The sequence below is a fragment of the Turicibacter sp. genome (genome assembly GCF_017941855.1).
Lineage (GTDB): Bacteria > Bacillota_I > Bacilli_A > MOL361 > Turicibacteraceae > Turicibacter > Turicibacter sanguinis.
In genome coordinates this window covers 16,990-35,742 of sequence record NZ_JAGAVR010000114.1, presented here as the reverse complement: position 1 = coordinate 35,742, position 18,753 = coordinate 16,990, and the positions used below count along the sequence as shown (strand labels likewise).

At 34.3% G+C, this 18,753-nt stretch carries 17 protein-coding genes; 4 read left to right on the top strand and 13 right to left on the bottom strand.

Annotated features, from left to right (window positions below; genetic code table 11):
* Window positions 1-150: 150 nt before the first annotated feature.
* The 6 genes from J6D32_RS12605 to J6D32_RS12580 all read right to left on the bottom strand — a co-directional run bounded on the left by J6D32_RS12605 (window position 151) and on the right by J6D32_RS12580 (window position 7,120).
* Window positions 151-1,197 carry an alpha/beta hydrolase family protein gene (locus J6D32_RS12605; RefSeq protein ID WP_009607566.1) on the bottom strand — a complete coding sequence of 349 codons (1,047 nt, stop codon included), beginning with the start codon at window positions 1,195-1,197 and terminating at the stop codon, window positions 151-153.
* A 396-nt stretch (window positions 1,198-1,593) separates the two neighbouring features.
* Complete coding sequence (locus J6D32_RS12600; RefSeq protein ID WP_006785518.1) at window positions 1,594-1,815, bottom strand: hypothetical protein; 222 nt, start codon at window positions 1,813-1,815, stop codon at window positions 1,594-1,596.
* 189 nt (window positions 1,816-2,004) lie between these two features.
* Entirely contained in the window at window positions 2,005-3,318 is a 1,314-nt protein-coding gene (locus J6D32_RS12595; RefSeq protein ID WP_006785517.1) for an aminoglycoside 6-adenylyltransferase, read from the bottom strand.
* Between the two features lie 188 nt (window positions 3,319-3,506).
* Window positions 3,507-5,705 (bottom strand): CotH kinase family protein, encoded by a 2,199-nt coding sequence (locus J6D32_RS12590; RefSeq protein ID WP_287467725.1) that lies wholly within the window; start codon window positions 5,703-5,705, stop codon window positions 3,507-3,509.
* A gap of 29 nt (window positions 5,706-5,734) precedes the next feature.
* The gene (locus J6D32_RS12585) at window positions 5,735-6,421 is read right to left on the bottom strand and encodes a DUF4956 domain-containing protein (protein WP_006785515.1); all 687 of its coding nucleotides are present in this window, start codon (window positions 6,419-6,421) and stop codon (window positions 5,735-5,737) included.
* A gap of 21 nt (window positions 6,422-6,442) precedes the next feature.
* Window positions 6,443-7,120 carry a polyphosphate polymerase domain-containing protein gene (locus J6D32_RS12580; protein ID WP_155062247.1) on the bottom strand — a complete coding sequence of 226 codons (678 nt, stop codon included), beginning with the start codon at window positions 7,118-7,120 and terminating at the stop codon, window positions 6,443-6,445.
* 205 nt (window positions 7,121-7,325) lie between these two features.
* Here J6D32_RS12580 and J6D32_RS12575 point away from each other — a divergent pair, with 205 nt between their 5' ends.
* From J6D32_RS12575 to J6D32_RS12565, 3 genes are all read left to right on the top strand, one after another.
* Window positions 7,326-8,006 (top strand): response regulator transcription factor, encoded by a 681-nt coding sequence (locus tag J6D32_RS12575; protein ID WP_006785513.1) that lies wholly within the window; start codon window positions 7,326-7,328, stop codon window positions 8,004-8,006.
* Window positions 8,000-9,280 (top strand): sensor histidine kinase, encoded by a 1,281-nt coding sequence (locus tag J6D32_RS12570; RefSeq protein WP_009607553.1) that lies wholly within the window; start codon window positions 8,000-8,002, stop codon window positions 9,278-9,280. Before J6D32_RS12575 ends, J6D32_RS12570 begins: the two co-directional genes overlap by 7 nt.
* A gap of 94 nt (window positions 9,281-9,374) precedes the next feature.
* Complete coding sequence (locus tag J6D32_RS12565; RefSeq protein WP_155234783.1) at window positions 9,375-10,130, top strand: exodeoxyribonuclease III; 756 nt, start codon at window positions 9,375-9,377, stop codon at window positions 10,128-10,130.
* A gap of 27 nt (window positions 10,131-10,157) precedes the next feature.
* On the opposite strand, the gene J6D32_RS12560 is transcribed toward J6D32_RS12565, so the two are convergent.
* The 4 genes from J6D32_RS12560 to J6D32_RS12545 form a co-directional block, all read right to left on the bottom strand.
* Complete coding sequence (locus J6D32_RS12560) at window positions 10,158-11,399, bottom strand: chloride channel protein (protein ID WP_006785510.1); 1,242 nt, start codon at window positions 11,397-11,399, stop codon at window positions 10,158-10,160.
* Window positions 11,400-11,499: 100 nt separating this feature from the next.
* Window positions 11,500-12,075 (bottom strand): hypothetical protein, encoded by a 576-nt coding sequence (locus J6D32_RS12555; protein WP_006785509.1) that lies wholly within the window; start codon window positions 12,073-12,075, stop codon window positions 11,500-11,502.
* Window positions 12,076-12,215: 140 nt separating this feature from the next.
* Window positions 12,216-13,076, bottom strand: a complete 861-nt coding sequence (locus J6D32_RS12550) for a DMT family transporter (RefSeq protein ID WP_287467724.1) — start codon at window positions 13,074-13,076, stop codon at window positions 12,216-12,218.
* Window positions 13,077-13,179: 103 nt separating this feature from the next.
* A complete protein-coding gene (locus J6D32_RS12545; protein WP_006785507.1) occupies window positions 13,180-13,779 on the bottom strand; it encodes a glycosyltransferase family 32 protein in 600 nt (199 codons plus the stop codon).
* 174 nt (window positions 13,780-13,953) lie between these two features.
* On the opposite strand from J6D32_RS12545, the gene J6D32_RS12540 reads away from it, so the two are divergent.
* Complete coding sequence (locus tag J6D32_RS12540) at window positions 13,954-14,898, top strand: 1,4-dihydroxy-2-naphthoate polyprenyltransferase (RefSeq protein WP_006785506.1); 945 nt, start codon at window positions 13,954-13,956, stop codon at window positions 14,896-14,898.
* A gap of 93 nt (window positions 14,899-14,991) precedes the next feature.
* Here the strand turns inward: J6D32_RS12540 and J6D32_RS12535 are convergent, their stop codons facing one another.
* The 3 genes from J6D32_RS12535 to J6D32_RS12525 are packed head-to-tail and all read right to left on the bottom strand — an operon-like array spanning window position 14,992 to window position 18,572.
* Window positions 14,992-16,893 carry a PTS fructose transporter subunit IIABC gene (locus tag J6D32_RS12535; protein ID WP_006785505.1) on the bottom strand — a complete coding sequence of 634 codons (1,902 nt, stop codon included), beginning with the start codon at window positions 16,891-16,893 and terminating at the stop codon, window positions 14,992-14,994.
* A gap of 15 nt (window positions 16,894-16,908) precedes the next feature.
* Entirely contained in the window at window positions 16,909-17,829 is a 921-nt protein-coding gene (gene pfkB / locus J6D32_RS12530; protein ID WP_147633324.1) for a 1-phosphofructokinase, read from the bottom strand.
* Window positions 17,826-18,572, bottom strand: coding sequence for a DeoR/GlpR family DNA-binding transcription regulator (locus J6D32_RS12525; RefSeq protein ID WP_006785503.1), 747 nt, complete (start codon window positions 18,570-18,572; stop codon window positions 17,826-17,828). Before J6D32_RS12525 ends, pfkB begins: the two co-directional genes overlap by 4 nt.
* Window positions 18,573-18,753 lie beyond the last annotated feature (181 nt).

Below are 18,753 nucleotides of genomic sequence, written 5' to 3'. Positions count from 1 at the left end.
ATCTTTCTTGCCTTAATCTTACACATCTCTTGCAAATATTTCAATGCTGTGCAGACTTAATCCTTCGACAACATTTTTAAATTAATGGCGGTTTTTCTCCTTTCAAAAAGAAAACCAGCCTTTATTTAAGAAATTTGGCTGGTTTTGAACTTATTCATATTCTTTTACAACAGATTGGTTATAAAATTCAATAATTTGTCGCATGACAACGGAATCAAGTCGTTGATCAATATCATATAACACTCCATTATACGCCATTAATTGCTCTTTGGGAACAGATTCTAGGCTTCCGTAAATGGCTTTAATTTCTTTCTCAATCGATTGTTTTAACTCAACATTTGTCACTACATCATGCCCTCGTCCTTCATAACTCACAAACGTAAAGTTCGTATTCGCTCCAAATAAATGTTTATACTGTGCGAAATTTTGTTGATAACTCACTACTTCATCATCTTCACTATGCATCAACATGACTTTGGCTTTTGTTGTACCAAGTCCTTCTACCCCACTCAACGTTGCATAATGACCGAACTTCAGATATTCATAAAATCTGACATAGGGTGTTAATAATTTAATTCCCTTCCCCATCATTTGGCCTCCCGCTTCCACAATCATATCAATAGATTCATCAAATCCAGAGCGCTCAACAACTGCTGTTATATCCTCATGCTCATTTAATACAGCCATAACAGCATAGCCACCCATACTATGACCGTACAACATAATTGGGAGACAATCAAACTGTTCATCGTTTTTCACATAATTGATCGCGTAATCTAAATCAATGATTGCCTGAGGCAATCCTTTCATACTACTTCCTTCACTTTCATCTGTTCCGGTTCCATCATAAGCAAACACTGTGTATCCATTTTGAGTCATAAACTGAATTTCAGGTAAATAGCTATTGTGTCCACCACCAAGTCCATGTGCCAAAATAATCACACCGTTTGGAAAACTTGTTTCTTCTTGTGTATAAATATAACCAGCCAATAATTGTTGTTTATTAGATTCAAAGAAGGCTGGCGTTTGAACTAATCCTTCGAATTCCTTAACTTCATATTTCAACTCATCTGGCGTTGTATAACGCCCCCCAAAATTTTGTTCATATATGAAGACACTTAAACCAAATGGAATGATTACGACAATGAGTAATAAAACAATACCCCCAATCCAATAGCGTTTTTTTCTTTGCTTCATCTTTTCTCTCCTCCATGACACATCATATCTTGTTAGATTATATGCACGAGGTTCAAACCTATTCGCGTAAAAATATACAATTTCTTGACGATTCTATTCCTAATCCTGATTTAACAACTTAACTCAATTAAAACTGCCTCCTATTCACTATGTACATAAAAATAGCATCGTCCCCTAAAATGAAATTAATAACATCCCTTTTATTGAAAGTCTTTTAAACTGCTGTCTTCTTTCACACTTATGAGAGATAATTATTCAAAGGGCTCTTTTGCCTGACATTTCTCAAAAGTATCTGGTCAGATTTATTGATTATTCTGTTGCAAAATATACCTCCTACGATGTGTTTTCTTAGTTTTCTCTCAATTCATAAAAAAATCGTAAGACTCCATCTTACGATCACAATTTAAGCTTTATTTCTTTTAAATAACTAATCCCATTCATCACCCAATAGATGATAAATCCAATCATCATAAATAGCAGAAGACCTAGACTACAAACGACTAAGAGCGCTACTCCTTTTGTTAAATAAATCATCTTAATTAAAGTTACCATCAACAAGTAGGAAACAAATGCAGCAATGATCAAGGCGATTAAAAGTATCAGTAGTATGAATTGCATCCACTCATCCTCCCATTTTGTTTTTATTGTTCAAATAACCCCATATCCTCTTTACTCTTATTATAACATCCTTTATTGAAACAATATACTTTTTTCAAACTACTTCATCACTTTCAGTATATTGCTCATATCCTCCACTTAATTTTCGTGCACTAAATTCAACAAAACAGTTGAAACAACTGGCGAATTTTATCGATTAAAATCAGTTGCATTATCGGGTAGTGAATTAATTCGGTGTAAAAACTTGGTCACCCGTTGAACCTCTTGCTCCGAATATGGATAGTTTAACTCTCGACTAATTTCTAAGGCAATTTTATTTGCAAAAGGTCCGATACAAAATAGCTTCTCCCATATTGAAAGATACCCTTTTTTCGGATAAAGATGAATAAACTCAGAATAAATATTTTCACTTAAAAAACGTTTAATCCATCGACCCTCTCTCCCAATGTCAACTGCCCAACCATATTGAAGTCCAATTTTCCAAGATAATAGTTCTATAATCAAGGGCATCATGATGCCATCGTAAACACCTTTTGCCAATGGAAGTTCATCTCGATACACTGCTTTTGCAACTTCAATTTGAGACCACCATAACCGATTTAAAACTTCATAAAATTGTTCATAACTTGGCTTTTCAACATAATGAGAACTGTCATTCGGTTCATCTAGTGGGGGGATGACGCCATCTTTATCTAATAAAATCTTGATTAAAGAATCTGAGTAGATGGTTTTTAAATAGTGACTGAGACATACAAATTGCAAATCTAATCGGACACCATCTTGATATTGAATTTGAAATAAATAGGAACTTTCTGCTAAGTCTGTCATCCTGGTAATCACGGTTTCTCCAAATTGTTGAATCCAATCTTGATTCATTTTATAACTTTCAATTTCTTTATCTAAAATAAATAAATCAAAGTGATAATCTCTCATTAAGTCAATAGGGGCATTTCTATCTAATCGAAGCCCTGACTGAGCAATCGCTCGAATATTCGACCGTTCTTTGGCAAATGCTAAAATTTGAGCCGTGACTACAGAGGGTTGTCGCATTTGAGTCGATTGAATGAGTGTATGATTTTTAATCAAATATAGAGAGATCACTTCACCCTGATGCTCAAATTTTTCTTCTAGCTTAAAACCTACTTGGTGAAGGAGATTGACCATTCCAACATTTAAACTTGAAACTTTTGTTTTAATACAAGGCGTCTTCAACATATCAAAAGCAAACGCTATGACTTCATCGAAAATTTCTATGATGACTTGATCCTCAATATTTTGATTAAATAATTGTAAGGCCATTTCATAGGACATATAATCTGACATTAATTGCAGTGAAATAAATCCTATTAACTCATCACTTGATATCACATGCACACTAAAAAATAAAGATTCTTGATTGGCTTCCATCCCGTCATTTAAAGGCTCTGCCCCCATTAAATCTACAGGATGGCCACTACGATTTTTTATACTTTTAAATAGACAATGCTGTGTCTGGAAATCCATCGTCACCCCTCCTACAGATCAATGTAATCGTTCTCTATTTTTAATCATATCCCTTTTTAAGCTCAATTATGTACTCTATCATAAACTAGCCATTATTTCTTTCCTATTAAAATATGCAAAGTCCCTAATTTTTATGACTTATCTGTTAATTTACTTAATTAAAAAAAGCATAAGAAAAATCCTATGCTTTAACTTCTAAATTTACGTTTTTTATAATGTGAAACAAACCAAAGCGCTGGTAAAACAAATACTAAACATCCAATCGCTACGATTAATTGTTGAGATTCATTTGAAGGTGAGCTCGTATTTAGTTGATTTCCCCCGCCCATTCTAAATGAACTAAAATTTTCAACCAGTTCCAAAATCATTGGAATTAACGCTTCATCAATTCCTAATTCTTTTAGTAAATTTAAATCTTCCTCTGTTAAGGTTTCTTCTGTCTTCCCTGATAATTGGGCCACAACTTGTTGAATTTGAGTCATATCAAGTGACGCTATCACAGTTTTTAGCTCCTCACTAATCGAGTCAATCAGCCCCTGTCCTGGATTCATTGGTTTGGTATTTATCTGATTTGAAGAGGTTGAATTAGGAGTAGATATTGAATCATTTGGTTGACTTAAATGATTGTTATCCTCTATCGATGGTTTGTTTAAGTCTACTTGATTGCTTTCATTTTCAGTTGATGACTGGAATTCCCTCATCCCCTTTGGACCACCTGCCCCATTTTGACTTCCAAGAGCATCTAAATCTAAGTGTGTTTCAATGTTTCCATAAGTATCACTAGGTTGTTCCCCTGCAAGCTGAGCTTTAATACTTTTTGTTCGATCGGTTCCAAATACAAGTAATTGAGGAATAGAGGCAAGATATTCATCATGACTATAAAAAGCTGTTGCATCATTTGCAACGTAATCATCAATTAGCTCATCTAATTTTTTGATCGTCGCCTCATATTTTCCACTTTCGATATATCCATCAATTAATTCTTGTAAATACTCATGATACATGTCTTTATATTCGTCGACTTCTAGTAATTTTGAAATTAACGGACTATTTGCCATCGTATCTGTTACAGGTTCATCAATCGGGAAGTTAATAACTTTACTACTATCATTGATATTAAAAGCACCAAATGATAAATTAAAATCCCAAGGTAAAATTTGAAATACGCCGTCTTGTTCATATAAATAATAATTATGCTTCATACTTCCTGCATAACTATCTAAGTTTACTAAGAACGTATTGACGGCAAAATATCGTAGAATTTCTTCGATATCTAAATATTGTTCTAAATTTGTCCCGTCATTTAAGTTTTTCATCATCTCGATGACTTTGTGATAAGCATCTTCGGTTGTTCCTTTTAAAACACTATTTTCAAAAATAGCACTGTAACTTGATATCTCGTCATCGATATAAACTAAATTACTTCCTGAAGAAGACATGCCTCCCATTGGATTGTTTTCTCTCATTTCATTTCCATTCGGTGGTGTCATTCCCTCTAGTAGTTCTCCATTACCTGATGGCATTCCCTCTGGCATTTCTCCGTTACCTGATGGCATTCCCTCTGGCATTTCTCCGTTACCTGATGGCATCATTTTATCTGATGTAACCCTTTCTTCCTGAGCGGTTACCTCGTCTGTTTTTCCTTCTCGAGAAGATTTTTCACCAAACATCATTTGTGAATTTTCATTAAATGGATTGCCTCCGATCATCATCTCTTGCTTGTCTTCTTTGTTGCCCATGTTCATTGAATCACTTTCAGGTTTATATAAACTTCCGGAAATCGTCCCAAAATAACGTTGGACAAAACTTTCCTCCATGACCTCAAGTGCAAGATATAACCCCCATGGTTCACCATTAATTTTGATATTAGCATAACAATATCCGGGAGTCGCAATCCCCATGGCACTAAACATATCATATGATAAATATTCTTTCATATAGGTTGCGTCACCAATCAAGTTATTGAGTGCCAGTTTATCTAATCCGTATAGGCTTTGTCCGTCAACGTATTCTGAAAAATCAACTTTAAAGCTAAATCGATCCGTGCTATCATCACTTGCTACCATACTTAAAGATGAATTTCCTTTCGGTCTAATGCCTACAGATTCAAATACTTCACCATTAATGACGATATCAGCCATCACATATTGTTCTGATATAGCATTTTCAATCATTGAATTCCAATTTTCTTCTGATATTTGAATATCTATCTCTAACACTTCGTCTGCGTTAAAAATTTTTTCAACATAGGCGGGTTGTGCCACTTTAGTTAAACTGGCTGATATGGTTTCATGGTTCGATATCCACATTAAGAGTCCAGTCAATAAAACCATTCCACACACTAATAGAACCGTTAAACGATTGAGACTTTTCTCATTACGCAACAACCATCACCTCCTTACTTGTTTAATATCATTTATCCTAAATAATCACCATTATAAGAAACTAACACGGCATTTTTTACGCCACTAATTTGACTGATTTCGTTTACAAATTTTGTTTCCATTTCTTTCAAACGAATTTCAACTGTCACTTCGATTCCATTTTGAGCTGAGACTGTTTTAGATTTGATGACATGTTTTTTTACATAAGCATTGACTGTTTTTAATGCTTCTTTTTCACTCTCATCATTTAGGCACGATAACACTAATAAATAAGGATTATCAGTTGTTTGGCGATTGATGAATAAAACTAAGATGATTCCAATAAATAATGATCCGAAGACCGCTAATGGAATTAATCCTGCTCCAATCACAATTCCAGCACTAATTGACCAAAATAAAAAGGCAATATCGAGCGGTTCTTTAATGGCGCTTCTAAAACGAACGATTGATAACGCCCCGACCATCCCGAGTGATAAAATAACGTTTGATGTAATCGCTAAAATAATTAAGGTTGTAATTAAGTTTAATGCAAGTAATGACACACAAAAACTATGAGAATACATGACTCCTTTAAATGTTTTTTTATAAACAGCCATAATAAAGAGCCCGATTACAAAGGCTAAGGTCAAAGCAATGATTGTATCTAATACTGAAAACGCTGAGATATTCTCCATAAAACTTGATTTAAAAATATCGCTAAAATTTAGTGTTGCAAACATAACATTTCCCTCCTAAAGTCATTAACCATAAATCCGGCAAACCGCATACTTTGAAACGGATGTTGACCGACTATAATTGTTTTGTAAAACATCTGAAATAAACTCCGGTAAAAATTCATCAAATTTAACTTCTAGTATGATGAGATTTGAATCCAGCCCTTCAACAGTTGGCAGCAACGGATTTAGGGCATCAATTGAAGTGATTCCAGTTCTAATTCTTTTATCAAACGTGATCCGAACGTTTCCCACGTCGTGAATATAAGCCTCTCTGGTATAATCCACGATAGTTTTAGGTCTGAGTAGCTCGGTTTTCATCTTATAATAAAGTTCTTGATGCAAAGCGTGTGTGGAATTTTTTAAAAACTCAAACTCTCCATCCATAATTGATTGAGCTTGCTCATCACTCAATGGAGCACTCACTTTGGCACATAAACCGTTCACCTTTGATTTTTTCTCCAACCGAATAAAACTGACATCATCGTTATAATATCGAATTCTAAACTTTTCTCGATTATTAATCCCCATTAACTTTTCTTGTAAAGCTTTATCATGATAGTTATCAAAGTAGATACTTCGAATTTTATATTCTCCGAGCTCGTTTGCATGGTGATCACATCGCAGTAAAAATTTCAAACGATTTCGAAGCAGTAAATAATCGCCGTAATTAATGTAATGTTTAATTTCATGTCTAAACTTCATCTGACTCACCTCCTAAATAGCTGACTAGAGCTATTATAAATTCCATTTCTTAACATAATCTTAAAAATTTAATAATTAATTAATTATATTTTACTTGGTTTTCCTTTTTAACAAAATTTGTTATCCTTATAATAAAGAAATAGCCGTCAAATTTCAGAATGTTTTAAGTTTCGCTTGATAACATTAAACGTATGAGGTGATAAATATGAGAATCTTAGTTGTAGAAGATGAGATTCGCTTAGCAGAAGCGATTAGCCAAATATTAAAAACAAACAAATATGATGTGGATGTGTTTCACGATGGACAATCAGGTCTTGATTATGCCTTAACAGGTATTTATGATTTAATTATTTTAGATATTATGTTACCTAAGTTAAATGGATTTGATATCTTAAAGATGTGTCGTCAGGATAAAATTAAAACGCCGATTTTATTTTTAACTGCAAAAGATGAAATTGCAGATAAAGTCCGTGGACTTGATTTAGGAGCTGACGATTACTTAACCAAACCCTTTGCGACCGAAGAGCTATTAGCGAGAATTCGCGTTCTTCTTCGTCGACAAGGTGAAATCACAACGGATACCCTACGTTTTCATGATGCTGAACTTAACTTATCCACTTATGAGCTATCTTGTGGAGTCAAATCAGTAAAACTTGGGTTAAAAGAATTTAACATTTTAAATTATTTATTTTCAAATGGTAATCAAATTGTAACTAAAGAACTATTAATCGAAAAGGTATGGGGATTTGACGCAGATGTTGAATACAATAACGTTGAAGTTTATATTTCTTTTCTTCGAAAAAAATTATCTTTTATTAAATCAAATGTAATCATTCGAACGGTCAGAGGCGTTGGATATTGTTTAGGAGTCAATGAATCATGTTAAAAAAACTTAAGAAGCGATTTATTTTGATTAATCTATCCATTCTGATGTCGATTTTTCTTGCTATTTTTGGCGGGACGTATTATTTAATGTACAAAACGAATGTGTCTCAAGCAATGGTCTTGATGGAACAAATCGCCCAAAATACAAGCATTTCACAAAAATTTCCACCGAAGGGGGGATATAATTTAGATCGCAAAGGCCCCTTTCCACTCAATGAAGGTCTGATGCGTAATCATTTTACAGCTTCAATTGATAACACGACTCAAACTTTAACCATTACCTCAAATTTAGAGTCTGATACTGATTTATCGGGAGTGGAATCTATTGTTGAAGATTTATACAATCGTTCGACTGAAACGGGAAAAGTTACAATTAACTCCCTTCCTTTTCGCTATTTAAAAATTACGCGTCCTGAAGGAACACTCTTTGTTTTCTTAGATCGTTCTTCTGAAATGACGACCTTGACGCAACTTGCACTTGTCTTAATTTTTATTGGATGTATTACATTAATTGTTTTAGCTGTCATTAGTTTTTATTTAGCGTCTTGGGCAATTAAACCAGTGGCTTTAGCTTGGCAAAAACAGCAACAATTTGTCGCCGATGCTTCCCATGAATTAAAAACTCCCTTAACAGTCATCCATACAACGACAGATGTCATTTTAGCGAATCAACATCAAACCATTAATGAACAACGAAAATGGATTGATCACATTAAATCTGAGACGGAACGAATGTCAAAACTTGTTAGCGACTTACTCTATTTAGCGAAAATTGATAGTAATGAAGTGTTATTAAAATCAGCTTCTTTTGATTTAAGCGAAGCCATTATTAATGCCGCGTTACCGCTTGAATCGGTGTTCTTTGAGTCTGGGAAAGAATTAGTTTTAGATATTGAACCGGACTTAATGTTTACAGGCGAAGAAGAACGAATTGCACAAGTAGCCATTATTTTACTTGATAATGCATTGAAACATTCACCAACTCAAACTCAAATTATGCTTTCTTTAAAGAAAGAGCATGAACAATTTATTTTAGCTGTCAAAAATAAAGGTGTTGGGATTCCACCTGAGCATCTTGATAAGATTTTTGAGCGTTTTTACCGTGCTGATGAATCACGTGCTCGTGATACAGGTGGCTATGGGTTAGGTCTTTCTATTGCTAAAACAATTGTTAGCCAGCATCATGGGCAAATTTCAGTGAAAAGTATTCCAAATGATGAAACAACGTTTACAGTCATCTTCCCTACTAAAATTTCGAAGCGCCATCAAAAATGAGATAGCCTCCTATTTATACCTTCGATATCAGCACAAAAGTAGACATTTATTTCATTTTGCGATAATCTATTAGTAATTAAGGAGGATGCAGGTAATGAAATTTATTTCATGGAATGTAAATGGATTGCGTGCTTGTGTGAAAAAAGGATTTTTAGATTTTGTCGAAGCAGAGCAACCTGATTTTTTATGTGTACAAGAAACAAAATTACAAGAAGGTCAAATTGATTTGCAATTAGATGGCTATTATCAATATTGGAATTATGCCGTGAAGAAAGGTTATTCAGGAACGGCTATTTTTACAAAACATGAGCCATTACAGGTGACTTACGGCCTTAATATTGCAGAACATGATCAAGAAGGTCGTGTCATTACCCTCGAATATAATGATTTTTATTTGGTAACGGTCTATACACCTAATTCTCAAAATGAGTTGGCACGACTCGATTATCGCTTGACATGGGAAGAAGCTTTTAGAAATTATTTGATAGGATTAGATGTTTTAAAACCAGTCATTGTTTGCGGTGATTTGAATGTAGCCCATCAACAAATCGATTTAAAAAATCCTAAAACAAATACAAAAAACGCTGGATTCACAATCGAGGAACGTAATGAAATGACGAAACTATTAAATAGTGGGTTTATCGATACATTCCGTTATTTTTATCCAACAAAAGAAAATTGTTATAGTTGGTGGTCTTATCGTGCAGGCGCACGTGCAAAAAACGTTGGATGGCGTATTGATTACTTTATTACCTCAAAAACATTAGAATCAAGACTTGAAGATGCGAGAATTTATCCTGATGTTTTAGGATCTGATCACTGTCCAGTTGGATTACAATTGAAGAAATAAAAAAGAAGTATGCAACGCATACTTCTTTTAATTTCCATTTGATTCTACCTGCCCTTCAAAAATCTCTTTTTTTCCTTTAGCAAGCTTTGAATGAGTCAATAAATCATAAAAACCAGAAATACTGTATGAAATAATCATGACTATAATAATCGCCATAACATGTGAAGATCCAAAATATTCAATCGCCATCATAATTCCAGTTAACGGTAAGGCTGTTGCGCCGCAAAAAACTCCAATCATCCCAAGTGCTGCAACTGAAGCAACAGGTAATTTAAAAAATGTTGCAATGGCACTCCCAAATGTTGCTCCAACAAAAAAGGTTGGATTTCCACGTCCCCCTTGAAAAACAGACCCTAGGGCAACAGCTGTAAAAATAATCTTCCAAATAAACTCAATGAGACTAACGGGTTCCTCAAAGGCTAAAGCGATATGTGACTGTCCTAACCCATTATAATTATCCCCAGCCATCCAAAAAAGAATAATTGTTAGCACGCCCCCTACCATGCCTTTAATATAGGGGCTCTTAATCCACCTAGAATAAATTTTAGGGGCTAGGTCTAAAGCCCCATTAAACATCATGGCCACCAGTCCAAATAACAGCCCCATTCCAACTAATTTTAAAATTAAAGTCAAATCAAGAGCTCCAAGCTCTAAAGAGGGATAAGTAATGAGTTCATCTCCAATTTGTTTCGCAACCTCACTTGAAATAACACTTGTTAAAAAAGCAGGAAGTAATGCTTCGTAATGAAACTTTCCCTTTAAAACTAATTCCATTCCTAAAATAGCTCCGGCTAATGGTGTATTATAAAGGACGCCAAAGCCACTTCCAACACCTGCAACAACTAATGTCCGTTGCTCCTCATCACTTAAATGAAATTTTCTTGATAAAAAATCACCTGTTATCCCACCGATCGCAACTCCCGCTGCTTCTTTCCCTGCTGATCCTCCAAAAAAAGTTGTCACCAAAGATCCAATCACAACAGCCGGAATCATGGAAAGCGGAATATTCTTCGCAGCTTGTTGAACTTCTGATTTTAGTAAATTCTCTCCTGAATACGCATTTCGTCTAACTTTCACGTATAAAAAACTGATAACTACTCCTGCAACAGGTAAACCAAAGACTAACTTCTCATGAGTGCTCCGATAGTGATTAGCTGTACTTAAGATTTGTTTAAATCCACCTACCATCACACCAATCATGACTCCCATTAAAAGACTCAATAGGATCCATTTAACGAGTTGTAAGCCTAATTTTTTGAATGAATCCATTTCAACTCCACCTTTTATTTATTATTAATTCTAGTTTTAACATTTAATAACATTTTATGAATTTTTCATAACAAAAAAGAGATCCGACTTCGATCTCTTGTTATAATTCTTCTTTTTTCAATTGAATATTATTAAACTCATGAACATCTAATAAATGATTAATCTTGAATTGAATATAACGACTATTTTTCGTCATAATTAAGACTAATCGCGACATGAACATCAATAAAATACATGACCAGCCAATGTTAAATAAAAACATATCCGACTCAAAGCGATAGCAATAAATAATGGGTAATAATAATGATAAAATGAGTAATAACACTAACATAATTAAAATGATTAAATTTAGTTTTACTCGTGTCTGAATCCCCACCATTAACTCGAGCGTTTTTTCTAATTTATGATTTCTCATTTCAAGTAAACGTTTGGGAATTTCATCGCCTGCATAATAAAAGGCTCTCCCCATATTTTTCGTTAAATGAATATGAATTAATAAATATTGTAGCACCACCCCAATAATTGTCCCATTAACTAAAATAACAGCTAAAATAATACAATATTCTTTAAATGACGAACGTGTCATTAAAACTTCAACTAAAGAAATTAAAGATAAAAAAGTTCCGATATTAAATCCAGTTAAAAAAGTCGTCCATTCTTTAGGATTTTTCCCCATCTTCATCTTCTCCTCTCACTCGACAGTTATTCCATTTTAACATATGAATTTTAAAGATGTTGTCTATCTCTGTCTATAAAATTCAAAAAAACCACGTCAAACGCGGGTTTTTAATCGCGTAATTCGACATGGTTGATGAGTTATTTTTCTTTAGAAATGGCATATGCAGATAACAAAATTAAAATACAACCTGTTAACTTTAAAATTGTTAAATCTTCGTGTAATAAAATGAGTCCAAATACAACGCTTGTGGTGGGTTCAAATAAACAAAGAATCGATGCTTTGGTGCTTCCAATTAATTTAATTCCGATTTGCAGTAAAGCAACGGCGAACACTGATACTAATAATGAAATGATTAATGTTAATCCCCAGGCGATGGGCGTTAAATTAATCATTAAAGAATGAGTTCCCATCCCATAAACGAACACCGCAGCAGATACCACTAAGTTAATATAAAAAGTCAGTTTAAACGAATCTAACTCTTTAAGGCCACTTTTATCAATATATAAAATGAAGAAGGCGTAAGTCATTCCTGATACCAACGCTAAGAAAACACCATACAAACTAATATGACCACTTAAATCAATAAAACATAACATTCCAATCATAGCCAGTATGATTGAGATGACTTTAGCTCGTGTCCACTTTTCTTTAAAATATAGAACAGCTGCTAACACAACAAATGCAGGATAAACAAAATGTAGTGTTGTCGCCATTCCAACTGATAAATAGTCATACGTCGCATAAAGCGTGATTGTTGTAACTGTCTGCCCTAAAATTCCGACAATTAGCAAATGAATCCATTGTGACTTTGTCACTTTTAATGAGACTTTTCTATATTTCAAGATACCATATAGCACAGGTAAAGAAAAAAGGGCTCGATAAAAGGTCAAACTAATTGCGTTACTTCCACCACTATAGGTCCATTTAGCTAAGATTGGGGTGAATCCAAAAAGAAAGGCAGATAAGATTGTGAGTAAAACACCTTGATTTCGTTTCATAAACCGGTCAACCCTTTCTCTTTTAACCACTAAATAATCAGTTATTTCGTCTATAGCCTATCAGATTTATTATAAGCAATCAAGGTTTTTTTATCTATCTTTTTTATTTGAACAGCTGTTTACAACACTTAGCACGATGGACGGTATAAAAAGGTGAATCTGCTTTTTTTAGTTGTTCGGGTGTTGGATATAACAGTTGTTGCTCAGCAACTGTTACCTGAGGCATCCAAAGTAGGTATTTGGTCATAAAAATAGGGCCAGTTTGCTCATCGATGCTTTTATTCTCATCATTAGATAGCGAATATTTTAACCCATCTAGTAACTCTTTGATTAAATCATGTTTTTTCGTCACAGCCATCAACTCATTTGATAAATAGAAATCATCTTCGGTGCCTACGAAAAATTCACCCTCTTGTAATAAAGGTTCAATGTTTTTAAAGCATTCCATATCAATGTCAACATAGACTCCGCCATATTGATATAACACTTCGTAACGGACAATATCCGCTTTTTGTCTTAGATCCTCTACCTGATTATAAAGATCTTGATTTTGTAAAGGAATCAAATTCTCATCTGTCCATAGGATAAATTGCCAATCAGGGTGATATGTTTTCCATGACTGCATATATGACTGAATTTGAGTTGGAATCGGACGCTTTCCAAGCCAAATTTGATGAATAATTTTAGGAATTAATTGTCCCATATTTCCCCCTCCTTTTTGTTATACCATATGATATTTTCTTCCAAAACGCCTGTACATTTTTCCCCTTACAAACCAAGAAGCCATGACAGGTAGGAGCCTCAAGTAATTTAACTTGTTTAACTTTATGAAGTTTTATATAATAAGTGAGTGAATTAGAGAAGATGAGGAGGATTTATGAATTTTTCAAGCTTTTTAAAATTAATTGAAATCCAAACTAAAGTGGCCAGTATTATCCCCTTTTTATTTGGGTCATTATATGTCTACTACCGTTATCATGTTTTTTCTATCAAGAATGCCGTCATTATGTTTATCTCAATGATTATTTTTGATATGACCACCACGATGATTAATAATTACATGGACTACAAACAGGCCATAAAAAAAGAAGGTTATGGTTATGAAATCCATAATCCCATCGTTGGTGATCAATTAGCACCTAAACAAATTAAACGGTTGATTATTTTCATGCTTTGTTTATCTGGTTGTTTTGGACTGTTACTCGTTAGCCAGACGAATGCCTTCGTTCTTTTTCTTGGAATCATTTGCTTTATTATTGGGATTGGTTATTCTTTTGGTCCTCTTCCCATTTCAAGAACTCCTTTTGGCGAAATTTTTTCAGGGATTACGATGGGATTAATTCTGACTTTTATTAGTATGTATATCCATATCTACGATCAAGAGTTTATTAGCTTTCATCATGAGAGTACACATATTGAATTATTCATGAATGTGTCTCAATTGTTAGTTTTAGTCATTGTGTCGATTCCATTGATAATGGGAATTTCTAATATTATGTTAGCAAATAACATTTGCGATATGGATGATGATTTAATAAATCAACGCTATACCTTACCGATTTGTATTGGAAAAGAGCGTGCCCTACTTTTATTCTTTGCACTTTATATTTTTGGATATTTTTCAATTATCTTTGGTGTGATGATTGGTGTTCTACCTTTCGTTTCATTAGTCACTTTAGTGACACTCAAACCGGTCCTTCACCATATTAAACAATTTGTTGATGCTCCCTCAAAACAGCATACGTTTAGTTTAAGCGTCAAAATTTTTATCCTCATTAATGTTGTCTATCTTTCAAGCATTTTAATAGCGATTATCATTTAACGAGTGTCCCTCAAGCACTCGGTTTCATTAGGTAAATAAAAAACCATAAGGTTAAAATCCTTATGGTTTTTTTGTATGTTATTCAGATTACTCTTAAGCTTCTTGTTTTACTGAACGTTTTAGGAAGGCTAAGATTAAGGCTCCCACAACAGATCCAATTAAAATAGCTACTAAGTACATTGGCCAGTTTCCTACTACTGGGAAGACGAAGATTCCACCATGAGGTGCAGGTAATGTACAATTAAACACCATTGTTAACGCTCCCGCTACTGCTGATCCAATCACACAAGATGGAATGACTTTTAGTGGATCGGCTGCTGCAAATGGAATAGCTCCTTCTGTGATAAATGATAATCCCATAATATAGTTAACTTTACCAGCATCTTGTTCTTGTTTTGTAAAACGGTGTTTAAAGAAAGTTGTCGCTAACGCAATTGCTAACGGTGGAACCATCCCACCTGCCATTACAGCTGCCATAACCGCTTCATTTCCTGAATTTAAAGATGCAATCCCAAAGACATAAGCCGCTTTATTGAATGGTCCTCCCATATCGATTGCCATCATACCAGCAACAACAATTCCTAATAAGATAGCTGAACTTGTTCCTAAACTATTTAAGAAGTTAGTTAATCCATTATTTAAAAAGGCTACTGGTGGATTAACAATAAATGTCATCACAATCCCAATTAACAGTGTTCCTAATAAAGGATATAATAGCACCGGTTTAATTCCTTCAAGTGATTGTGGTAAGAATGATAATACTTTTCGAAGTAATAATACTAAATATCCGGCAATAAACCCTGCTAGTAACGCACCTAAGAATCCTGCCCCACCAGCGTTTGCTAAGAATCCACCAACAAATCCGACAACCATCGCTGGACGGTCTGCGATACTAACGGCAATAAATCCAGCTAAAACAGGTAATAAGAATCCAAATGCTGCATCTCCTACTGATTTAAAGAAAGCTGCAAACGGCGTATTTGAACCAAAATTACTTGGATCAATTGAGCGATCATCAAATAGGAATGCTAAAGCAATTAAAATACCACCTGCTACAACGAATGGTAACATGTTTGACACACCATTCATTAAGTGTTTATATAATTGACGACCAAGGCTTTCGTTTGATTCTTCCACTTCTTGTGCGCCTTCTGCACTATGATAAACTGGCGCATCGCCATTAATGGCACGCGTGATTAATTCTTCTGATTTATGAATTCCATCCGCCACTTTTGTTTGAATCACTTTTTTACCATTAAAGCGTGCCATTTCTACTTTTTTATCAGCCGCTACAATGATTGCGTCACAGTTTTCAATTTCTTCTTTCGTTAAAACATTTTTAGCTCCTGCTGATCCGTTTGTTTCAACTTTAATTGAAATTCCCATTTCAGCTCCTTTTTTATTTAAACTTTCAGCAGCCATAAAGGTATGAGCAATTCCAGTTGGACAGGCTGTTACCGCTAACACTCGAGGGTATTTTGAATCTTTTGCTGATGTTGGCGTTTTCACCTCTTCAACCACTTCTTCTTCAGGGAATTTTTCTGTTTCCTTCGCATCAATTAAAGATAAAAATTGATCCACTGATGTGGCATTCATTAAATCTTGACGGAATGTTTCATCCATTAATATTGTTGATAAACGTGATAATACTTCTAAGTGAGTATTATTCGCTCCATCTGGTGCTGCAATCATGAAGAATAAGTGAGCTAAGCTTCCGTCAAATGATTCATAGTCCACTCCTGCTTTACTAACGGCTGCTGCTAAACATGCTTTTTTAACCGCTTTCGTTTTGGCATGAGGGATTGCAATTCCCTCCCCAATACCTGTTGTACTTTGCTCTTCACGAGCAATAATACCTTGCTTATACTCTTCTTTATTATTTAAATTGCCACTTGCATTGACTAAATCAACTAATTCATCAATCGCTGACATTTTATTAGTTGCTTTTAAATTTAAACTAATTGATTGCTTATTTAATAAGTCAGTAATTCTCATTTTTAAAGCCTCCTATTATAATGGTTTAACGGTAATTTGATCTACTAACTGATCAATATATTCTTTTGTTGCGACATCTGAAGAAAAGGCAGTTGCACTTCCACTCGCTGCCCCTAATTGTAGGGCCTTTTCATAGCTATGAGAGTTTAAATAACCCGCCATAAATCCAGCAACCATTGAATCTCCTGCTCCAACAGAGTTTTTAACTGTTCCCTTTGGAACATTACTTTGAAACACATCATCATTTTCTGTGATTAAAACTGCGCCGTCTCCACCCATCGAAATTAAGACATTTTGAGCACCCATTTCTTTCAACTTACGTCCATAAACCAGTAGCTCATCAATACTTTTAATTTCAACATTAAACATTTCCGCAATTTCATGATGATTTGGTTTAATTAAGAAGGGACGATATTTTAAAACATTGAGCAATAAGTTTTTCGTGGCATCAACTACAATTTTGACCCCCTTGTTTTCCAAATGCTTCATAATTTCTTCATAGAAATTATCAGGCAATGTTCCCGGGATACTTCCTGCTAACACTAAAACATCTTCTGCTGTTAAACCATCGAATTGCGCATATAATTTGGCAATATCTTCTTTAGAAATCGCAGGCCCAACTCCATTAATTTCAGTTTCATCTACGATTGTTTTCACTTTCATATTAATACGTGAGAAGCCTTCTTTTAAATGAATAAAATCCGTTTTAATTCCTTTTGAATGGAGACTCTCTTGAATAAACACTCCTGTAAATCCACTAATAAATCCTAAGGCAACATTATCAACCCCATGTTGATTTAAAATTTGTGAGACATTGATTCCTTTTCCACCCGCATATAAGTTTTCAGTACTCACACGATTGACAGAGCCTTCATTTAACTGATCCATCGTCACGACATAATCAATGGACGGATTTAATGTAACTGTATAAATCATTGTTTCACTACCTTCACTGTTGTTTTTTCATGATAACGATTTAAATCGTCTTCTAAATTTGTAATAATCGTTGCATCATTCAATTCTGCAAAACGCGTAAAACTGACTTCTCCAAATTTACTTCCGTCTGCTAAAACGAAGATATCATTTGAAGCCTTAATGGCATTTTCTTTAATCATGGCTTCTTCTGGATCAGGTGTTGTAAATCCATGCATAGAGTGAACCCCATTAGCACCCATAAAGCATTTATCAAAACGATAACGATTTAATGTCGTAATCGCTTCATACCCTACGACCGCTTTAGTATTTCGCTTGACTTTACCGCCTAAAACAAAACACGGGATGTCATACTCAATTAATGATTCAACATTAGATAATCCATTTGTGACGACCATGATTTTTTTTCCAGCTAAATATTTAATCATCTCAAACGTCGTCGTTCCAGAGTCAATATAAATGCTATCACCATCTTCAACAAGCGCGGCAGCGTATTTGGCAATGGCGTCTTTTTCATGACTGTTTTGTGCAGCTTTTTCATTATAACTACTTTCAACAAATTTATTTTTAACATTAACTGCCCCACCATGAACGCGTTTTAAATAATTTAAATTTTCTAGAAAAACTAAATCTCGTCGAATTGTTGATTCTGAGATATTAAATCTTTCAACCAGGTCTGAAACTTTGACCGAGCCTTTTTGTTTTAATTCAGTTATAATGAGTTGATGTCTCTCTTCCGTAATCACTTTTTCACCTCAGTTATTAACTTACCCATATTTATCTAAATCTATTTAAGAATTTATTTTATTGAAGTTGTTTACAACCCTATTATATTTAAAACGATTACATAAGTCAATCATTTTTCTTCACAAACATTCATTTTCATTCAAAAACCTTTCGTAATCATTCATCGACCGAAAATGATAC